The organism is Candidatus Auribacterota bacterium (assembly GCA_026392035.1).
Lineage (GTDB): Bacteria > Auribacterota > Tritonobacteria > UBA1439 > UBA1439 > JAPLCX01.
In genome coordinates this window covers 25,980-43,351 of sequence record JAPLCX010000084.1, presented here as the reverse complement: position 1 = coordinate 43,351, position 17,372 = coordinate 25,980, and the positions used below count along the sequence as shown (strand labels likewise).

Below are 17,372 nucleotides of genomic sequence, written 5' to 3'. Positions count from 1 at the left end.
GAGTCCGTTACGAGGCCACGACCAACCAGTGGTTTGATGACCTTGAGAATACATGGACGACGGTTCGCAAAACAACACGTTCATGGTCAGTTCAAAAAATCAAGCGATTGTGTAACTTTACTTAATGCGTTTGTATTAGTGTAGTGCGTCTAACGCTTCTTTATATTTGGGTTGTCATTGCGAGGGAGTCGCGCGAAGCGAGACGACCGAAGCAATCTCCCATGTGGAGTCAAGATTGCTTCGCTTCGCTCGCAATGACCCTAACCTAGGTCGGTTGATAGATTTTTATCTGACAAGATATCTCTGACGCACTACACTAGAACGCGTACACCAGCGCCACCCCGCCGATAATCTCGTCCTTGTCGTGCCAGACCATCGTCTGGGTATCGAGGTTCTGGGCGTCCATCACGTACCGCACGAATGGCTCGACGATGATTTTCGACTCGCCGAAGGCGCCCCACAGATACCTCTCGAGCGTGAACGCCTTCCCCATGTCGAGGATGAGAGGGAGCGCCAGCCCGAACTCCGCGTCCTGGAGACCTTTCTTCAGACCGGGGAGCACTGATCCTCTGTCGATCGCCCAGATTGTGGAGTCCAGCTTCAGGCACTGAAGGATGCCCCATGTGCTATCGGGGATGACATCGGGGAAGGGAACGATGAGATTGAATTCGACATTGTGCCACCACCAGTTGGGTGGGTAGCCGTGGAAGCCGTATTTATCAGTGGTCCATGCAAAGCTCTTTGACGAAAAACCGCTATAGGCACCATAGTGAACGGCGAACGGTATCGCGGTGACAGGCTTTGCGTAGCCGGGAAGCGTGAGGGGCCGGAATGTGGGGATCGAGTTGAATCCGGTGCGGATGAGCAGCTCCTCGAAGTCCCTGTCGTGGTCATCAAAAGGTGGGAGGCCATAGTGTTCGTAACCGATGTCGAAATCGAGGTACTTAAAGAACCTGTTCTCCAGCGCCGCCATCACCTTGAACCGATCATTTATCTCATGGCCCGACTTGAGGGCCCACGCGCCTCCGACCATGGAGTGCAGTTTCACCTCCCATATATCCCTCAGCCGCTGTTCGTCATAGGGGGTGAGATCGAGCTTGAAATCGCCGCCCATGAGATATGCCGGATCGATTCCGAACCAGTTGATGCCGCGCCAGACGTCCCGCGATTCAAAGATATTTGCCACCGCAAAACTCATCCGCTTCTTCGCGGCCCGCGCCCATCCCTCGATGCCGGTCGCAGTCACAGGCGCTCCCTGAGCGGCCCCGGGAGCGGTTTCGCGCGGCACCCCTGACAGCGCATCTTCGCCCACCTCCCCCGAGAAGGAGTCTTCGTCCTGGGCGATTATTAAAGGAGGCACACTTGCGATGCTGGTTATAACAGTAAAGAAGAACAAGATGAAAAATTTCTGCCTAATAGAGTAAAAACCCATACTACCTCCCTATGTACAGCCGAGGTTTAGGTCCCTGCTACAACAAATTAACATCCAATCAGCGCGGCAACATGATTGATCTATCTAGTTTTATCTTTTCTCCTGTATAAGTGTATCCCATTTCTACAAAATATACTTTTATAATTTGACAGATAGTTACTGTCATTGAGAAATTTCTCGTTTAAACGGCCAAGAGTCGCTTTATCTTTTGTGTTCTTGTCAATGAGCGCATAGTCGGGCCGCTCCCCTGGAAGGTCGTACAATACATGATCCCTATTGGCAAGATGGGGGGCTGTGTATCGAGGCACGGCGATGCTGGCCTGGGGAGGAATAATAGAGATCGCCTCGGCCAGCGCTTGTTTGTACTCGGCAAGAGGTATAAGGCCATTCCAGCCATACGGAGCCATGATCTCCGTTTTAATAGAGGGTATGTATTGATAACAGGTCAAAGATGTGGCAACAAACAGCATGAGCACAATGCAGAGTTTGCAGAGAAACACGCCCTCACCGGGTTTCTTATTAGAGTATCCCAGAGAGCCAAAATGACCCAGCGATAGTATGCAGCTTATAAAAAGGGCAACCATAACAAAAGCATGGTAGTGGTAGCCAATCCACTTAGTCAGAAGCTTGCCGGATAAGAGTACCCCTACGATAAAAGGGGTGGCGAGTATGCACGAAGGATTTAAAAAAGGTAACACAAACAAGGCGGGAGCGAGCAGAAAATAGCTATACCTGGCATTTTCTATGCTCACCATATTCTTATAAAGCTGAAAAGGCATTAAACCACCAGATCGGCCTGTAATTAAAACAGTTGGGTATTTACCCGACGGATTAAAATACGGGATTAGGAAGAAATACGAGGAGAGGATTGATACGGTCCCAATAATGAGCATAGGGATAGACCATGACTTATCCCTTTTTATAATAATGGAATAAACGCCAAGCGCGATCGCGCACATACCCATTTCTTCTCTTATTGATATGAGGATGATGAGACATAAAAAGAAAAAAGCCTTTTTCTTTTTCAGGAAATAGTACAAACAGAATCCAATGACGAGCGGTGCGAATTGAAGCTCGTAGAATTCGAACAAAAATTGGCTGAACACTGCGGGTGACATCAAATAGCTGCCTACAATGACCAGGGCAGCCATCTTTGAAAGTGCATCACGAGCAATTAGATAAACAGGTATCATGCTGAGTGAGAGGGAAAGAACTTTCGCAAAAATTAATATCCAAGGGTGAGGACAAAGCCAGTAGGCAGGACAGAGGATAAATAGGAACGGACTGAAGTGAATGCCAAAATGCGAGCGCGCATAAGAATTGGTGAACAGTTGATGCCGATAGGTTGTTGAGTAAAAGCTCTGAGCGAATTTGGAAAGATCCTCACCCACAAAGCCATAGTTGGTGAACTTCAGATAATTCAAGACGCAAAACAGGATCGCAACGATAACAACTATAAAAGCTATTATTGTATCTGCATGGCGGTTGAACCATTCGCCCAACTGTTGCGCATAGGGGCGATCTACCGATAAGGATACGGCGAGGAGGAGAACAGCGTTAATCAGGTGAAAAATAATAGTGTTTGCGTTTGGTATTTTTCCCCAGAGATAAATTGGCGCGAGAATGGCAAGGTACACAAGAGGCAATGCCACAGATACTAATCGTTGCGTCGTTTTCACTGAGTGGATCCTCAATAATCGACTTTGATCAGTGTAAGTCCCTGAGCCGGCGCGGTGGCGCTGGCGCTCTTCCTGTCGCGATCCCTCAGTATCCGGGGGACATCCGACGGTTGCATCTTCCCCCTCCCCACATCGATGAGCGTCCCCACGATCGAGCGGACCATTTTGTAGAGGAAACTGACCGCTTCTATCTCGATCGTGAGATAATTTCCCTGTCTGTCAACCGCTATGGCCAGGACGGTTCGCACCGGATCATCCTCCCTGCCGGCATTGCAGCCGAAGGAGGAGAAATCCCATGTGCCGATGAGATGCCCGGCCGCTTCTCGCATCGCCTCAATATCGAGCGGCTGCGCGAGGTGCAGGGCACAGTATCGCTGGAGCGCGCAAGGGGCAGTGCGGTTGAGGATTGTGTAGCGGTAGCGCCTGCTCTTCGCGCTGTACCGGGCATGAAATGATTCCGGAACTTCACCGAGATCGAGCACCACGATGTCATCGGGGAGGACTGCGTTCAGGGCGTGGCGCATCCGCTCGGCGGACATCCGGCACGCGGTATGGAAGTTCGCCACCTGTCCGGAGGCGTGCACCCCCGCGTCGGTCCGCCCCGCGCCGAAGATCCGCACCGTCTCGCCCGTGATCTGTCTGATGGCGAGCTCAAGCTTTTCCTGGATCGTGGGGCCGTTGGGCTGCACCTGCCATCCGCAGTAGCGGGTCCCCTCGTACTCGATCACCAGTTTTATGTTGCGCACGCCGGCCATAGGAAACAAGCTCTAAGTGGTAAGCCGTAAGGATTAAGCTGCGCCTTGCCGCTTTTGCGTATTGCTTATTATTTACCGCTTACTACTAATTCGGCGATCTGCACCGCATTGAGCGCGGCCCCCTTGAGGAGCTGGTCCCCCGAAATGAACAAATCTATGCCGCGAGGCTGCGACATATCCTCGCGAATGCGCCCCACGAGCACCTCATCCCGGCCGGTCGCCATGAGCGGCATCGGATAGAGATTCTTAGATGTGTCATCCACGACTTTCACGCCAGGTGCGCGGGAGAGGATTAGCCGCACTTCCGCCGCGGTCAGTTTCCGTTCCGTCTCGATATTCACCGCCTCCGAGTGAGCCCTCAGCACCGGCACCCGCACGCAGGTGGCGGTAAGCACTATTGAATCATCTCCGAATATCTTCCTCGTCTCCATGACCATCTTCATCTCTTCTTTCGTATAGCCGTCCGGGAGGAACACGTCAACGTGCGGGAAAAGGTTATAGGCGATCTGCTGGGGCAACACCGAGACCGTCGCGTTCTTCCCTTCCGATAGTTCGCAGATCTGCCTCTGCAATTCCGCCATCGCGCCCGCCCCCGCCCCCGACGCTGCCTGGTACGTTGACACCACGATTCTTTTTATCCGCGCCGCCCTATGCAGAGGCCAGAGGGGAACAACCATGATGATGGTGGAGCAGTTTGGATTCGCGATGATGCCCTTGTGCTCCCCGACCTTTTCAGGATTCACCTCGGGGACCACCAGGGGAACATCCGGATTCATCCTGAACGCGCTGGAATTATCCACCACAATCGCGCCCGCCTTAACGGCTGCCGGCGCAAAATCCTTGCTCCGCGATGCGCCCGCGCTGAACAAGGCGATCTCCACGCCCTTGAACGAATCGGCCCTGAGCTCCTCGACGGGGATATCCTCCCCCTTGAACGGCAACCTCTTCCCCACGGAACGGCGTGATGCGAGCAGCCTGATGTCCCGTACGGGGAAGTTCCTCTTTTCGAGCGTCCGAATCATCTCCGTGCCGACCGCTCCCGTCGCTCCTGCTATCGCTATTGAATATCCCTGCACCATACTATTCACTCCTTAATAAATAGGGACAGACACCATTTATTTTTCGGACACACTCTCTCGCCCTCATGACTTCATCCCCGCACGATGTCCGCCACCATTGTGCCCACCTCATCCGTCCCATAACCCATCTTGCCTGCCGAGAGGCTCTTGAGCTTTCCCGAGACCACTTTCATCACCGCTTGCTCGATCGCCTGAGCCGCTTCCTTCTCTCCCAGGAAGTCGAGCATCATCCCCCCCGCGCAGATTGCGGCGAGCGGGTTGATCACGTTTTTCCCCGTGTACTTGGGGGCCGATCCGCCGATCGGTTCGAACATTGATGTCCCCGTTGGGTTGATATTGGCCCCCGCCGCGATCCCCATGCCCCCCTGGATCATCGCGCCCAGATCGGTGATGATGTCGCCAAACATATTTGAGGTGACTATGACGTCGAATGCCTCCGGGCTCTTCACCATCCACATGCAGATCGCGTCAACGTGGGCGTAATCTTTCTGGACCTTCGGGTACTCCCGCCCCACCTCGTCGAAGGTTCTCTGCCAGAGGTCGTGGACATAGGTGAGCACGTTTGTCTTGCCGCAGAAGGTGAGCTTCTTCCGGGGTCGCGTCATGGCGAGTTCGAAAGCGTACCGGATGCAGCGCTCGACCCCCTTCCTCGTGTAGATCATTTCCTGGATTGCCACCTCGTCGGGGGTCCCCTTCTTCAGGAAGCCGCCGATCCCAGCGTAGAGGTCTTCCGTATTCTCCCGCACTACAATGAAATCGATATCCTCCGGCTTCTTATTCCTGAGGGGGGTCTCCACACCGGGATAGAGCTTCACGGGGCGCAGATTGATGTACTGGTCGAGCTCGAAGCGCAACTTGAGCAGGATGCCTTTTTCAAGAATCCCCGGCTTCACGTCGGGGTGCCCGATCGCTCCGAGGTAGATCGCCTTGAATCCCCTGAGCTCATTCAGGGCGGAGTCCGGGAGTGTCTCTCCGGTCTTCTTATATCGCGCTCCGCCAAAATCATACTCACGCGTCTCGAGTTTGAATCCATACCTGCCGGCGGCCGCGCTGAGGACTTTCAAGCCCTCGCGGATCACCTCAGGCCCCGTACCGTCACCGGGGATTACCGCAATCTCGTATTTTCGTCCCATTGTGTCCCCCTATTGAATACTGAACAAACCGTGTTAAACCGCGGATGAGGCGGATTGTGCGGATTTTTTTGCTATGCATGAACACTGTTGATCATTTTTATCTGCGCAAATCTGCATTCATCTGCGACCAATGACGCTTATAATCCGCTTAACCCGTTCAATCCGCGGTTCCCAACCTCTTTTTCACATACGCCATGAGGCCGCCGACCTTCACCAGCTCCTCCATGAAGGGAGGGATCTGCATGATAGGGTAGTCCTCCCGCCTGGTCAAATTTCTTACCAAGCCCTTTTCAGTATCGATTTCGACCTCGTCGCCGGCGGCGATCCCCCCGCTCGCTTCGGGGGACTCAAATATGGGCAGCCCGATATTGAACGAGTTGCGGTAAAATATCCGCGCGAACGATACCGCAATCACCGCGCGCACACCGGCGGCCTTTATCGCGATGGGCGCGTGCTCGCGCGACGAACCGCACCCGAAGTTCTTGCCTCCCACAATGAGGTCTCCAGGCTTTACCTTTGCCGCGAACCCGGGATCCGCATCCTCCATGCAGTGCTGCGCGAGCGCGGCCGGATCAATGGTGTTGAGGTATCGCCCGGGGATGATCTCATCCGTATTTACATCATCGCCGAACTTCCACGCCCTGCCTCTGATTTTCATTAGGAACCTTCTTCAATCTTTATCACGGATATACACGGATGAACCCAGATAAACACAGATGCTCACTACAGTTGAAAGTGTAAAGTTGAAAGAATATTGTGTGCCTTTATATTTTACACCCTACACTTTGAACTTTCGGCTGCGGCAAACGTCTGCGTGCACCCCGTTCTCGTCTCTTTTAAAAAATCTGTGCGTATCTGTGCCAATCTGTGTGCATCTGTGGCAAAAGTCAAATCTCCTCAGGCGAGCAAATCCTCCCTGCAACCGCGCTCGCCGCCGCGACCGCGGGCCCGCTGAGGTAGACCTCGCTCTTCTGGTGCCCCATCCGTCCCACGAAGTTCCTGTTGGTGGTGGCGAGCGCCCGCTCGCCGGCCGCCAGCACTCCCATGTGGCCTCCGAGGCACGGGCCGCACGTCGGCGTCGATACCGCCCCCTCGGCGTTGATAAAAATCTCGAGCAACCCCTCCCTGAGCGCCTCGGCGTACACCTCCTGCGTGGCGGGGATCACGATCAGCCTCACATTTCTGTGCACCTTCCGGCCCCTGAGGATGCCCGCCGCAACCCTCAGATCATCTATCTGGCCGTTCGTGCAGGAGCCGATCACCACCTGATCGATCGGCACCTCTCCCACCTCGCTGACGCCCCGCGCATTTTCAGGGAGCGAGGGGAAGGAGACCTGCGGCTCGATATCCGCGACATCATACTCGATCGTCCTCTCGTAGCGGGCATCCTCATCGCTCGAGCACAGGCGGAATTGGCGATCCGTTCTCCGGCGCACATATTCCAGGGTAATTTTATCCGGATTGATAATGCCGCACTTGCCGCCCGCCTCGACGGCCATATTGCACATGGTAATCCTGCCGGCCACAGGGAGCCGCTTGATCGTCTCTCCCGTAAACTCCATCGCCTTATAGCGTGCGCCATCGACTCCTATTTTGCCTATGGTATAGAGTATGAGGTCCTTCCCGCCGACCCATTCCCTCAATTTCCCCCTGTAGACGAACTTGATGGACTCAGGGACGCGGAGCCACACCTCACCCGTGGCCATCGCCGCGGCGAGATCCGTGCTCCCCACGCCGGTCGCGAATGCCCCCAGCGCACCGTACGTGCAGGTGTGGCTGTCCGCCCCGATGATCAGGTCTCCCGGCAGCACAAGCCCCTTCTCCGGAAGCAGGGCATGCTCTATGCCGCATCGACCAACGTCATAGTAGTGCGTGAGCTGTTGCTCGCGGGCAAAGTCCCTCAGTATCTTGCTCTGCTCGGCCGACTGGATGTCTTTATTGGGAGTAAAATGATCCGCGATGAGGATGACGCGGCCCCGGTCAAAGACCTTCGTGGCGCCGATTGATCTGAATTCCTTGATGGCGATCGGCGCGGTGATATCGTTTCCGAGCGCGATATCAACCGACGCCATGATCATATCACCGGGAGAGACCGACTCGCGCCCCGCGTGGGCAGCCAGTATTTTCTGAACGATCGTCATTCCCATATAAGGCCTTCCGGACAGATGCGAACGGCTGATTATATACCAGCGATGAAGTAAATGCAATTGACAAACCTGCCCGGCTTCCTGATAATAAGGTGATTTAACACCGCTCGGACAGTCTTTTTTGCTGTTCTATCTATTGGGATTTTGCCTGCCGGCAGGCAGGGATTTGGATGTTGGGATTTCCCCCGGTGGGGCTGTAGCTCAGTTGGGAGAGCGTCCCGATGGCATCGGGAAGGTCACGGGTTCAACTCCCGTCAGCTCCACCATTACTACAGTTAAAAGTTAAAAGCCTAAAGTTAAAAAAGCGGGAGAGCAGTCGTGGGACAGAAACCATCCGAGAGATCGGAACGCCGGAAACACGAGCGCCTCATGGCGGACCTCCCCGTGCGCCTGACCATCATTGATGAGTCAACGGCAGCTCCCGGTTTGAAGTTCTACGGGGGGCGGGTCTCCAACCTGAGCAAAGAGGGCATTGCCATAGAAACGTACGTCTCCTCCGGCGTCGAGGTTCTCAGAAACGGTCAGAAGGTATCCGCCGAAATCACATTGCCCGACTCGCATGATGCGATTACAATGGCGGGGGAGGCGACATGGGGGACGAAGATCCACAATCCCCTTGATCAATCTGCCATTCTCCGCGTGGGGCTGAAAATCAGCGAGATATCCTCCCCGGACGCCGAGAGGTTCAGAGCCCATATCGATCAGCAACTGGCTGGCTTACAGTAAGTTCGGCTTTAATCAACCACTCCCTCAGCCCCGGCCATTCTACTTCCACCACTTCTTAAGTTTTTCTTTGCACAATAAGACATAATCCCTGTCGCGGGAAAATATTTCCAGGGTTATTGTTCCATCATAGTACTGCTTCAGACATTTGATGACGTTTTCCCAGTCAATTGTGCCTGCCCCCAGAGGAATATGCAGGTCTCTGTTCCCGTCGTTGTCGTTCATGTGAATGTGTTTTAGCCTATCATGAAATTTTATAATGAACTGCTCCGGCTTCCTCCCAAACAGATGTGCGTGCCCAATATCGAGGTGCAGGTAGAGATTCGGCACGCTCTGCAAAATCTCGGAGACGCTCTCTATGCTGTCGTGCCAGGTATCGACGGGTTCATACATGAGACTAATGTCGTGCTTCTTCGCGCTCTCCACAAGTTTCCTCAGTGTTCCGACCTGGAACTCTATGCCTTCTTTCGTTGAAAACATTCCGGGCGGCCAATTGGCATGGATGGTCACATAGGGCACCGTGAGCTTCGAAAAGCACTCAAAATATCTCTGCATCTCTGAGATTGCAGCATCTCTCAGTGATGGTACGGGGGATCCGACCGGCAGATACCACGCGGTATGACCGACAACGCCGAGCCCGTACGTCTTCAGGAGTTCGCGTATTTTCTGAATATCAATTTTCTCGGGAACTGCCTGATCCTCTTCCAGGAATAAATCAACAAAATCGAATCCGTTCCTGCCGATCCATTCTATCTCGTCAAGGATGTTTTTCCGCGGATTGTTGGCAAAGCCTATTTTCATAGCGTGCCCCACCTGCGCGCACCGAGGAATTGCGTAACAGCCTCAGCACCGCATTATGCCTTACACTTTAGGCTGCAGTAATGGTCGGGGCGGGCGGATTCGAACCGGAGGACCTCCCCGATCTCGATCGGGGCCGCGCTAGCCCCGCTCGTTTGCCCCTCTTACTTGGAACTATAAACTGGAAACCGGTGTTGCTGCAGTAATGGTCGGGGCGGGCGGATTCGAACCGCCGACCTCCCCGATCTCGATCGGGGCGCGCTAGCCCCGCTCGTTTGCCCCTCTTACTTGGAACTATAAACTGGAAACCGGTGTTGCTGCAGTAATGGTCGGGGCGGGCGGATTCGAACCGCCGACCTCTTGGTCCCGAACCAAGCGCGCTAGCCAGCTGCGCTACGCCCCGTTTAATATAAACACTATATATCAGCTTGAACCGCCGACCTCCCCGATCTCGATCGGGACGCGCTCACTCCCGAATGCTTTCGGGACGCTACGCCCCGATACAACAGTGAAAAGTGAAACGCGCCACAATTCATCAACCGTTTATCTTCTCACTACATCATATACTTCATTGCCAGAAAACCGAGGATTATCAGCACCACGAAAAGAATGGAGAGCCAGTCGAAATATTTTTCTATAAATCTCTTCATCGGGGGACCGAATTTCCAGAGCAAAATGCTCACCCCGAAAAAGCGCCCGGCGCGCCCGAGGATCGACGCCGTCACCAGGGTGCTGAATGGTATTTGGAAATAACCACCCGCGATAGTGAAAACCTTATAGGGAATCGGCGTAAACGCAGCGGTAAAAACCGCCATAAATGCATTTTGGTCATAGAGTTGCTTGACCTTCAAAAATACGGAGGTGTCAGACACATAGGGGGATCCCGCCGGATACGCGTAAAAAGCGAATCCGGCTTCGTTCACCACCCGGGCGCCTTCATGCGCCACTCCATACCAGACACTCTTGCCAACGACAAAAGCGACAATGTAGTTCACTATGCTGAAGAATTCATGGCCGAGATAGTAGCCGAACATCCCCCCCAAGACCGATCCTATGGTGCATACAGCGGCGTAATAAAACGCGCGCTCACGGCGTGCGAACACCAGCGCGATCAGCAGCACATCCGGCGGCACCGGGAAAAAAGAGGATTCCGCGAACGCGAGCAGAAAAAGGGCCGGTGTCCCGTAGGGAGTATGAGCCCAGTGCAAAACCCAGTCATATAATCGCCGAAGCAAATGCATGATTCTCCTTTTGGCAGCGCTAAGGATTAAGCAATAAGCTTCTCTATGTGCATTAATCCAAATATGCTTAATCCTTAGTGCTTAATTCTGGTTCTCTTCCGTTTTGTGTGGGTAAATCACGTAAATTCCTCCCCCTCTGACGGGGAGCTTGTCCCGAGCGAAGCCGAGGGAAGGTTCGGTGGGGGTGTGAACTACAGTTGAAAGTTGAAAGCGAGCATACCTTACGCTTTCCGCTTTGAGCTTTTGGCTGTATTTCCCCCTCACCCCACCCTCTCCCTCCTGGGGGAGAGGGGATAACAACAAAAAGGCGTTGCGAAGGTTAGTTTCCATAATTGGGTGAGCTCACATATTCTTGATTGCTTTACAAAATCAAACCCACACAGCTTGGAAGAGAACCTTAATTCTTAATCCTGTTTCCATCCGAACTCCCCCAGGAGCGGCACGAAGACGCACCCGCAGACAGGTTCCTCCTCTATCTTCCCCTTCACCTTCCGCACGATCATCAATTCCTGCGACCACCCACCCCCCACCGGGATCACCAACCTGCCCCCCTCGGCGAGCTGCGCGACGAGGGGCTCAGGGATCCGAGGCGCGCCCGCGGTGACCACGATCCCGTCAAATGGAGCCTCCTCGGGCCATCCCCTCGTCCCATCACCCACGAGGAAATGGACGTTATTATACCCCAGTTCCTTCAGTATTGACTCGGCTTTTTTTGCGAGCGGTGCAACCCTCTCGACCGTGAACACCTCCGCCGCAATCGTCGCGAGGATCGAAGTCTGGTAACCTGAACCAGTCCCGATCTCAAGGGCGCGGTCGCTCGCCGCGAGGCCAAGACACTGCGTCATCAGCGCGACCATGTAGGGCTGGGAGATGGTTTGTCCTTCCCCGATCGGCAGGGGGTGGTCTGCGTAGGCCGAATGCTGGAGCGCCGCTCCCAGAAAACGATGCCGCGGCACACTCATGAAGGCGCGCACCACCTCAGGATTACAGATGCCGCGCGGCGTGAGTTGCTGCTCAACCATCAGCTCGCGTTGCTGCTTGAATTCTTTTTCGTCCATTGCCGTATGAGCGACCTAAAAGTTATCCATAACTGTAGGGCTCACCCTAAAGGGTAAGCTACAGGGTGCCCCCCGCCTCATTCATCACTCGCTCTGTTCCTGCCGGAGACCGGCGATTTCCTCATATGCCGCATCACCAATTTAATAAACCTGACGGTGTCTCGCACGGGATCGATCCTGCTCTTCTCAGAACCGTAGATTGTCTTCACCGGGATAGAGCCGATCCTGCACCCGGCACGCGCGGCCTCTATGAGCATCTCCGCCTCGGTATCGTAGCGCATCGTGCTGAATTCCATGCGCTGAAACGCGCTCCTGTGGATGAGCCTGTATCCGCACTGGCTGTCGGGTATCCTCTGCTTCGCGAGTTTTGAGACGAAGAACGAGGTGACCCTGTTGGTGAGATACCTGATGAGTGGCATGCCCTCCGCCCGCCCCATACGATCACCCACGATGATGTCCGACCGTCCCCCGCGGTCGGCCTCCAGGAACAGCGGAATCTCATCCCAGTCATGCTGCGCATCTCCATCGAGCACGATCACGGGATCGAACCCCTCGGCGAAGGCCTTTGTCAGACCATCCCTGAGGGAGGCTCCCTTGCCGAGATTCCGGCTATGGGTCACCACCTCGGCGCCCGCCTCACGGGCGACGCGCGCCGTCCCGTCCACCGAACCATCGTCAACGACGATCACCTTTGTCACATGCCTGGAGGCGCCGGCAACTACCTGTCCTATGCGCTCCTCCTCGTTAAACGCGGGAATCAGCGCGCACGGCTTCATCGGACTCACTCCATACCTTGTAGAATGCGAACCACTGTGACGGATAGCGCGCGATGTACTGCTCCATGAGTTCCACCATGCGCCTGTTGATCCGGTCTACCCTCTCGTCCATCGGCATGCCCTCATCAGCCTCGATAGGCTCCTCAACGCACAGACGGAAACAGCCATTTTTATCCTGCACGCAGAATGCGGGCACGATGGGCGCGCCGCTCCGCGCCCCGATCTCAGCGGGGCCCCTGGGGATGGTGATCTGCCTGCCGAAGAATTTTACGGGGTAACCGTTCCCGTTCACATCCCTGTCCGTCACAAAAGCGATCATCTCTTTTCTTTTGATCGCCTGGAAACATCCGCGCGCCGCATGGTTGAAGTCGATCAGCCGTATGCCGCCCAGGTCTCTCAGGTGTGAAAAGAATCGGTCGATCTTCTTATCCCTGAACTTGAGCGCGACCGCGTGCAGCGGGAACCCCTCGCTCGCCGTGGCCGCCGCCCCCATCTCCCAGTTGCCCAGGTGCGCGGTGATCGAGATCAATCCCCTGCCCCGCGCAAACGCCTCTCTGAAACGCTCGATATGCTCGAGTTTGAGCAGCCCTTTTTTAATGTCGCCGCGCACCTTGCTCAGGCGCATGAAGTCGACAATGTGCACCGCGAAATTTTCAAACGACTCCCGGGCGAGACGTATGATCTCCGCGCGGACCTGCCGCGACGCGGTTTTGCGCCCGGTGACGGAAAGGACGTGCGTGAGATTGGCGATGACCGCACGGCGCGCCGGGCCGTCGAACATAAAGCACATGTCCGCGATCCGCCTGGCGATCCAGACGGAGACAAGCCGCGGAACAACTGAAATGCCGAACCGCGCGATATTATACGCAATATACAGAAGCATCACAGCGCTCCAGGAGCCTTCTCTCACACGCAAAGAAATTCAAAGGGGATCATTCAGCTCGAGACGCCCGCACCGGCGCTTTCCTGCCCCGGCATCGCGGCCCCTATACTTATAGCACAGGGTCATCAGCAAGACAACGGAGAAAGACCCACCTCTTAAATCCCAAATCCCAAATCCCAAATGTCAAATCCCAAATCCACAATACCAAATGACAAACACCAAATGACAAAACACAAGTCCCAGAAGATAAATGAGAATCAAATGCTGCCGTTTACAAACCTCGAATTAGAAACGATCTCGGGTCTATAACACACGCCGAGAGAAGCTGCACCTTAAACGGATGCGTTCTGTGGGGCGCCAAAGACAACCAATGCGCGTGAGGCGGAGGCCTGTGGAGAGCAAGGTGCCGGACCTGATGAAGGAGGGGCCATCCTTATTGAATCGTGAATGATCTGGAGCCGAGGCCGGAGCGCCAGTTTCTGGGGTTGAACACCGAGGTCCCCGATGTATTCAGCACACCGTAGACAGTGTAGGTGCCGGAGGGGAACGACCCGCCGATCTTAAAAGAGCCCAAGGGGAGCGAGCTGTAGACACCTATCACCAGCTCTTTATAAACGGCCGCTGACGATCTCTTCCACCGGCCCTTTGACAGAAACAGCAAGGTGCCATTGGGCGTGCGCACGGCGATGTAAAGGTCGCCGAGATTGTGGAACGCATTAGTGCTATCAGGCCACATTCCAACACTCAGCGCGAGAGTCTCCCCCCTCCTGTAGCTCGCGGCGTTAGTGATCGGCTGGATCCGCGGATACTTCGGGATGGGCGTGGGCGGGCCGGGAGTGGGCGTGGGCGGGCCGGGTGTGGGCGTGATTGTCGGAAGCGGAGTTATAGTCGGTGGAGGGCTATTTACTGTGAATGTGACATCAGTATTGGAGCTCTGCTCATCAGGATTGGTGACGATAACGGCATAGGTTCCAGCCGAAAGCGCGCCAGAATCATAGGTGACCGTGAGGCTCGTCCCCTCGCCTCCCGGCGTGAGCCCCGGCCATGTATAGCCGCCAATGAGAAGGTTGCACCCTGATTGAAAATTCTTGCCGGACACCGTCAGATCTCCGGAGAATGCGCTGGAGATCGGGTTCGGGCCGATGCCGGTGACGTACGGCGCGAGCTGTCTGACAATGGTAAACCCGGGAACGCTCGCGCTACCCCAGATATTCTCCTGGCCGTCGGGGTTGACCACCCGCACCGCGTAATCGCCGGGCGCCATGCCGGCGGGAACAGTTGCCGTGAGATTGGTGGCGGTGACAAAGGTTGTATTTGAGCATGCCGTGTCACTGCTCGATGGGAGAGGCCCCCTCAGGAAAATGGCAGGTGTCTGCCTGAAAAGGATCCCCGCGACGACGATATCGGTTGTCTGGCTCCGGACCCCCCAATTCTTCCTTCCCGGCAGGCCGTAGTCGGCTCCATCGGCGCCGTCTTGCCGGCCCACGCTTGTAATGACCGGAGCCGGAAGCACGGTGGTGAAATCCTGTCCCGTAATATCAGACGGATTCCATAGATCGATGGTCACCGTCCTGGAGGGAGGGGTGAACGTATATCCGAGCCTCTGGGGGATAATGGAATACGGGGTCCCGCTCGGGAGGAGGCCATAGATTGTATAGTAACCATATTCGTCAGTGATAGCCGCAAGCACCGTGTGCACTCCCGGGAACTCGGAGTGAGTGCTGATATCCGCCGAAACCCTCACCCCCGCTGCGGGGTCACCGATAGTGTCCACTATCGTCCCGGAAGCAGAGTAGGTCCTCTTCTTATCAGGGGTCCGGTGGGGTAAATTCCACACGGCGCCGAGGTAGTGCGAATCGTAGTAATCCCAGATGTACCGGCCGATCACGGTGCCGTTCGTCGTCAGCCACCAGTTCCCCTCCGCCCATACCTCGAGCTGGTAGAGGTTTGGAGGCTGATTGCTGCCCTGCTCCATGTTGATGTTGAAGAGGCAGCCAGGATCCTGGACACCGTAAAATTCATTCTGCCCATCGCTGTAATCGGCTTGCGCGACATACCATGGAGGCCAGTTCCTGAAGGGGTTGGCGGGGTCCAGAAAGAGGTCGCCCAAATCGATGTTATTGTAGTCCCCCCGATCCGCCACCGACGGTGTGAATGAGTATATATCACCCTCATCGTTCGTCATTCCGCCGCTCATCCCAGAGGTCTCAAGCGCGTTATATGTTTCAGGAGTAGAGGATGGCATCGAGATGATGCCGATAACGGTGCCGGTGCTCTTGTCAGTTTCATTGGTGACGATCATCCCGTCATACGCACCCAGCGATACAAAGTTGACCGTGTCATCAATAATGTACGTATTTCCCCCATTAGCCGTACAGAAACCAAGAACAGGCTCGGCCTGCGGGGAGAAGTAGTAGATGTCCCCCGGGTTATTCACCGCGCCACCGATCATTCCGCCGGCGATCTGAAGAGTGTCATTCGTGGTATAGGTCGTGACAATACCTGTCACCGTTCCGGAGCTCTTGTCGGTGTAATTATAGATGGCCATCCCGACATACGCGCCCAACTCCACAAAATCTACCGTCGAATCGACCAGTGTCACGTTGCTCCCCGCCGTGCATTCACCGCTCCTGGGGTCAGGCGGGCTGAAGCGCGGGCCTATCATGTGATCGATGCCCGCCTGCGGATCGATACTGCCCCATCGCGGCCAGACGATCTGAGTAAAACCCCCGAGCCGTGAATACTCGACCTTGAGCACATCGAGGTTGTCGTCCCATTCTATACCGTTCCCCTCATCCCCCAGGCCGATGATATTGCAGTTATCAACAGTCATGCGACAGTGCGAAACGACTTTCGCTGAACCCACCTCTCTTGATTCGTGGCCGATGATGCCGTTAGCCGTGTCCGATATGGTGCTGTCGCGCATGATCACATCGCTATACATATCGAGGTCAACGGAGCCTGAGGCGAACGCGCAGCCGGTGAATGTCGGTTGCGCGCCCTCTGTCGCATACACGGCCATTTTATTCCCCGCCAAGAACCCCGTATTGCAGTTCGTGATCGCGGGGGCGCTGTCAGACATACACACAAAGCCGATGGCCGCATTTATTATCGTGGAGGTAGTGATCGAGGGAGAGGAATCGTCATCAAAAAGCATGCCAACTGACACATCATTGATCATGCAGTTGGAGACAACCGGCGCCGTACCGCCGTAAAGAGGGCCGTCGCACGCCGTGAAATTTATGCCGTACACGCTGTGATCTATATTGCAGTACTGGATGGTACCCGTTGCCGTATTTTCGGAGAAAATTATCCCAAACCAGCCCTGTGGCCCGGTCCCGGTGCTCGTGAGCATCACGAGTTCGGATGGGGTGCCGCTGATATCGAGGGTTCCGCGGACGATTATTTCGCTGCGCTTTTTATCCCATCCCCACTTCGTGTCGTCCTTGTTTTCCTGGAACCTGATATCGCAGCCCGGACCTATAGTGAGCGTCGCACCCTCATCGATGGTAATATCACCTGTGACGATGATTGGATTCATGGAGGATGTCCAGTTGACAGATCCATAGAGAGTCTGTCCGTGCACTATCGTCTGGGCCTTCAGCGAGAGGGGCAGGAGGAACAGCAGGGGAATGGCCGAAATGGCATATCGCAGTCGCATCATCGCA

General features: G+C 55.2%; 14 protein-coding genes and 3 tRNA genes. 2 read left to right on the top strand and 15 right to left on the bottom strand.

Annotated elements, in window-relative coordinates; translation table 11 throughout:
* Positions 1-316: 316 nt before the first annotated feature.
* From NTX71_09170 to leuC, 7 genes are all read right to left on the bottom strand, one after another.
* A complete protein-coding gene (locus tag NTX71_09170) occupies positions 317-1,360 on the bottom strand; it encodes a hypothetical protein (GenBank protein MCX6340069.1) in 1,044 nt (347 codons plus the stop codon).
* A gap of 152 nt (positions 1,361-1,512) precedes the next feature.
* Positions 1,513-3,111, bottom strand: a complete 1,599-nt coding sequence (locus tag NTX71_09165; GenBank protein ID MCX6340068.1) for a DUF2079 domain-containing protein — start codon at positions 3,109-3,111, stop codon at positions 1,513-1,515.
* A gap of 11 nt (positions 3,112-3,122) precedes the next feature.
* Positions 3,123-3,857, bottom strand: a complete 735-nt coding sequence (truA, locus tag NTX71_09160; GenBank protein MCX6340067.1) for a tRNA pseudouridine(38-40) synthase TruA — start codon at positions 3,855-3,857, stop codon at positions 3,123-3,125.
* Between the two features lie 77 nt (positions 3,858-3,934).
* A complete protein-coding gene (locus tag NTX71_09155; GenBank protein MCX6340066.1) occupies positions 3,935-4,945 on the bottom strand; it encodes an aspartate-semialdehyde dehydrogenase in 1,011 nt (336 codons plus the stop codon).
* Positions 4,946-5,016: 71 nt separating this feature from the next.
* On the bottom strand, positions 5,017-6,078 hold the full coding sequence (locus NTX71_09150) for a 3-isopropylmalate dehydrogenase (GenBank protein MCX6340065.1): 1,062 nt from the start codon (positions 6,076-6,078) through the stop codon (positions 5,017-5,019).
* Between the two features lie 157 nt (positions 6,079-6,235).
* The gene (locus NTX71_09145; GenBank protein MCX6340064.1) at positions 6,236-6,736 is read right to left on the bottom strand and encodes a 3-isopropylmalate dehydratase small subunit; all 501 of its coding nucleotides are present in this window, start codon (positions 6,734-6,736) and stop codon (positions 6,236-6,238) included.
* 229 nt (positions 6,737-6,965) lie between these two features.
* Positions 6,966-8,225 carry a 3-isopropylmalate dehydratase large subunit gene (leuC, locus tag NTX71_09140; protein MCX6340063.1) on the bottom strand — a complete coding sequence of 420 codons (1,260 nt, stop codon included), beginning with the start codon at positions 8,223-8,225 and terminating at the stop codon, positions 6,966-6,968.
* Positions 8,226-8,415: 190 nt separating this feature from the next.
* Between leuC and NTX71_09135 the strand changes: the two genes are divergently transcribed.
* Together NTX71_09135 and NTX71_09130 are read left to right on the top strand one after the other, a co-directional pair.
* Positions 8,416-8,491, top strand: a tRNA-Ala gene (locus NTX71_09135).
* 52 nt (positions 8,492-8,543) lie between these two features.
* Positions 8,544-8,951 carry a PilZ domain-containing protein gene (locus tag NTX71_09130; protein ID MCX6340062.1) on the top strand — a complete coding sequence of 136 codons (408 nt, stop codon included), beginning with the start codon at positions 8,544-8,546 and terminating at the stop codon, positions 8,949-8,951.
* Between the two features lie 39 nt (positions 8,952-8,990).
* On the opposite strand, the gene NTX71_09125 is transcribed toward NTX71_09130, so the two are convergent.
* The 8 genes from NTX71_09125 to NTX71_09090 form a co-directional block, all read right to left on the bottom strand.
* Positions 8,991-9,749 carry a sugar phosphate isomerase/epimerase gene (locus NTX71_09125; GenBank protein ID MCX6340061.1) on the bottom strand — a complete coding sequence of 253 codons (759 nt, stop codon included), beginning with the start codon at positions 9,747-9,749 and terminating at the stop codon, positions 8,991-8,993.
* A 207-nt stretch (positions 9,750-9,956) separates the two neighbouring features.
* Positions 9,957-10,028 (bottom strand) — tRNA-Ser (locus tag NTX71_09120).
* A 44-nt stretch (positions 10,029-10,072) separates the two neighbouring features.
* Positions 10,073-10,149 (bottom strand) — tRNA-Pro (locus NTX71_09115).
* A 151-nt stretch (positions 10,150-10,300) separates the two neighbouring features.
* Complete coding sequence (locus NTX71_09110) at positions 10,301-10,987, bottom strand: DedA family protein (protein ID MCX6340060.1); 687 nt, start codon at positions 10,985-10,987, stop codon at positions 10,301-10,303.
* 404 nt (positions 10,988-11,391) lie between these two features.
* The gene (locus NTX71_09105; GenBank protein ID MCX6340059.1) at positions 11,392-12,045 is read right to left on the bottom strand and encodes a protein-L-isoaspartate(D-aspartate) O-methyltransferase; all 654 of its coding nucleotides are present in this window, start codon (positions 12,043-12,045) and stop codon (positions 11,392-11,394) included.
* A 77-nt stretch (positions 12,046-12,122) separates the two neighbouring features.
* Positions 12,123-12,821 (bottom strand): glycosyltransferase family 2 protein, encoded by a 699-nt coding sequence (locus tag NTX71_09100; protein MCX6340058.1) that lies wholly within the window; start codon positions 12,819-12,821, stop codon positions 12,123-12,125.
* Positions 12,790-13,704, bottom strand: coding sequence for a lysophospholipid acyltransferase family protein (locus tag NTX71_09095; protein MCX6340057.1), 915 nt, complete (start codon positions 13,702-13,704; stop codon positions 12,790-12,792). Before NTX71_09095 ends, NTX71_09100 begins: the two co-directional genes overlap by 32 nt.
* Before the next feature lie 433 nt (positions 13,705-14,137).
* On the bottom strand, positions 14,138-17,368 hold the full coding sequence (locus NTX71_09090; protein MCX6340056.1) for a carboxypeptidase-like regulatory domain-containing protein: 3,231 nt from the start codon (positions 17,366-17,368) through the stop codon (positions 14,138-14,140).
* Positions 17,369-17,372 lie beyond the last annotated feature (4 nt).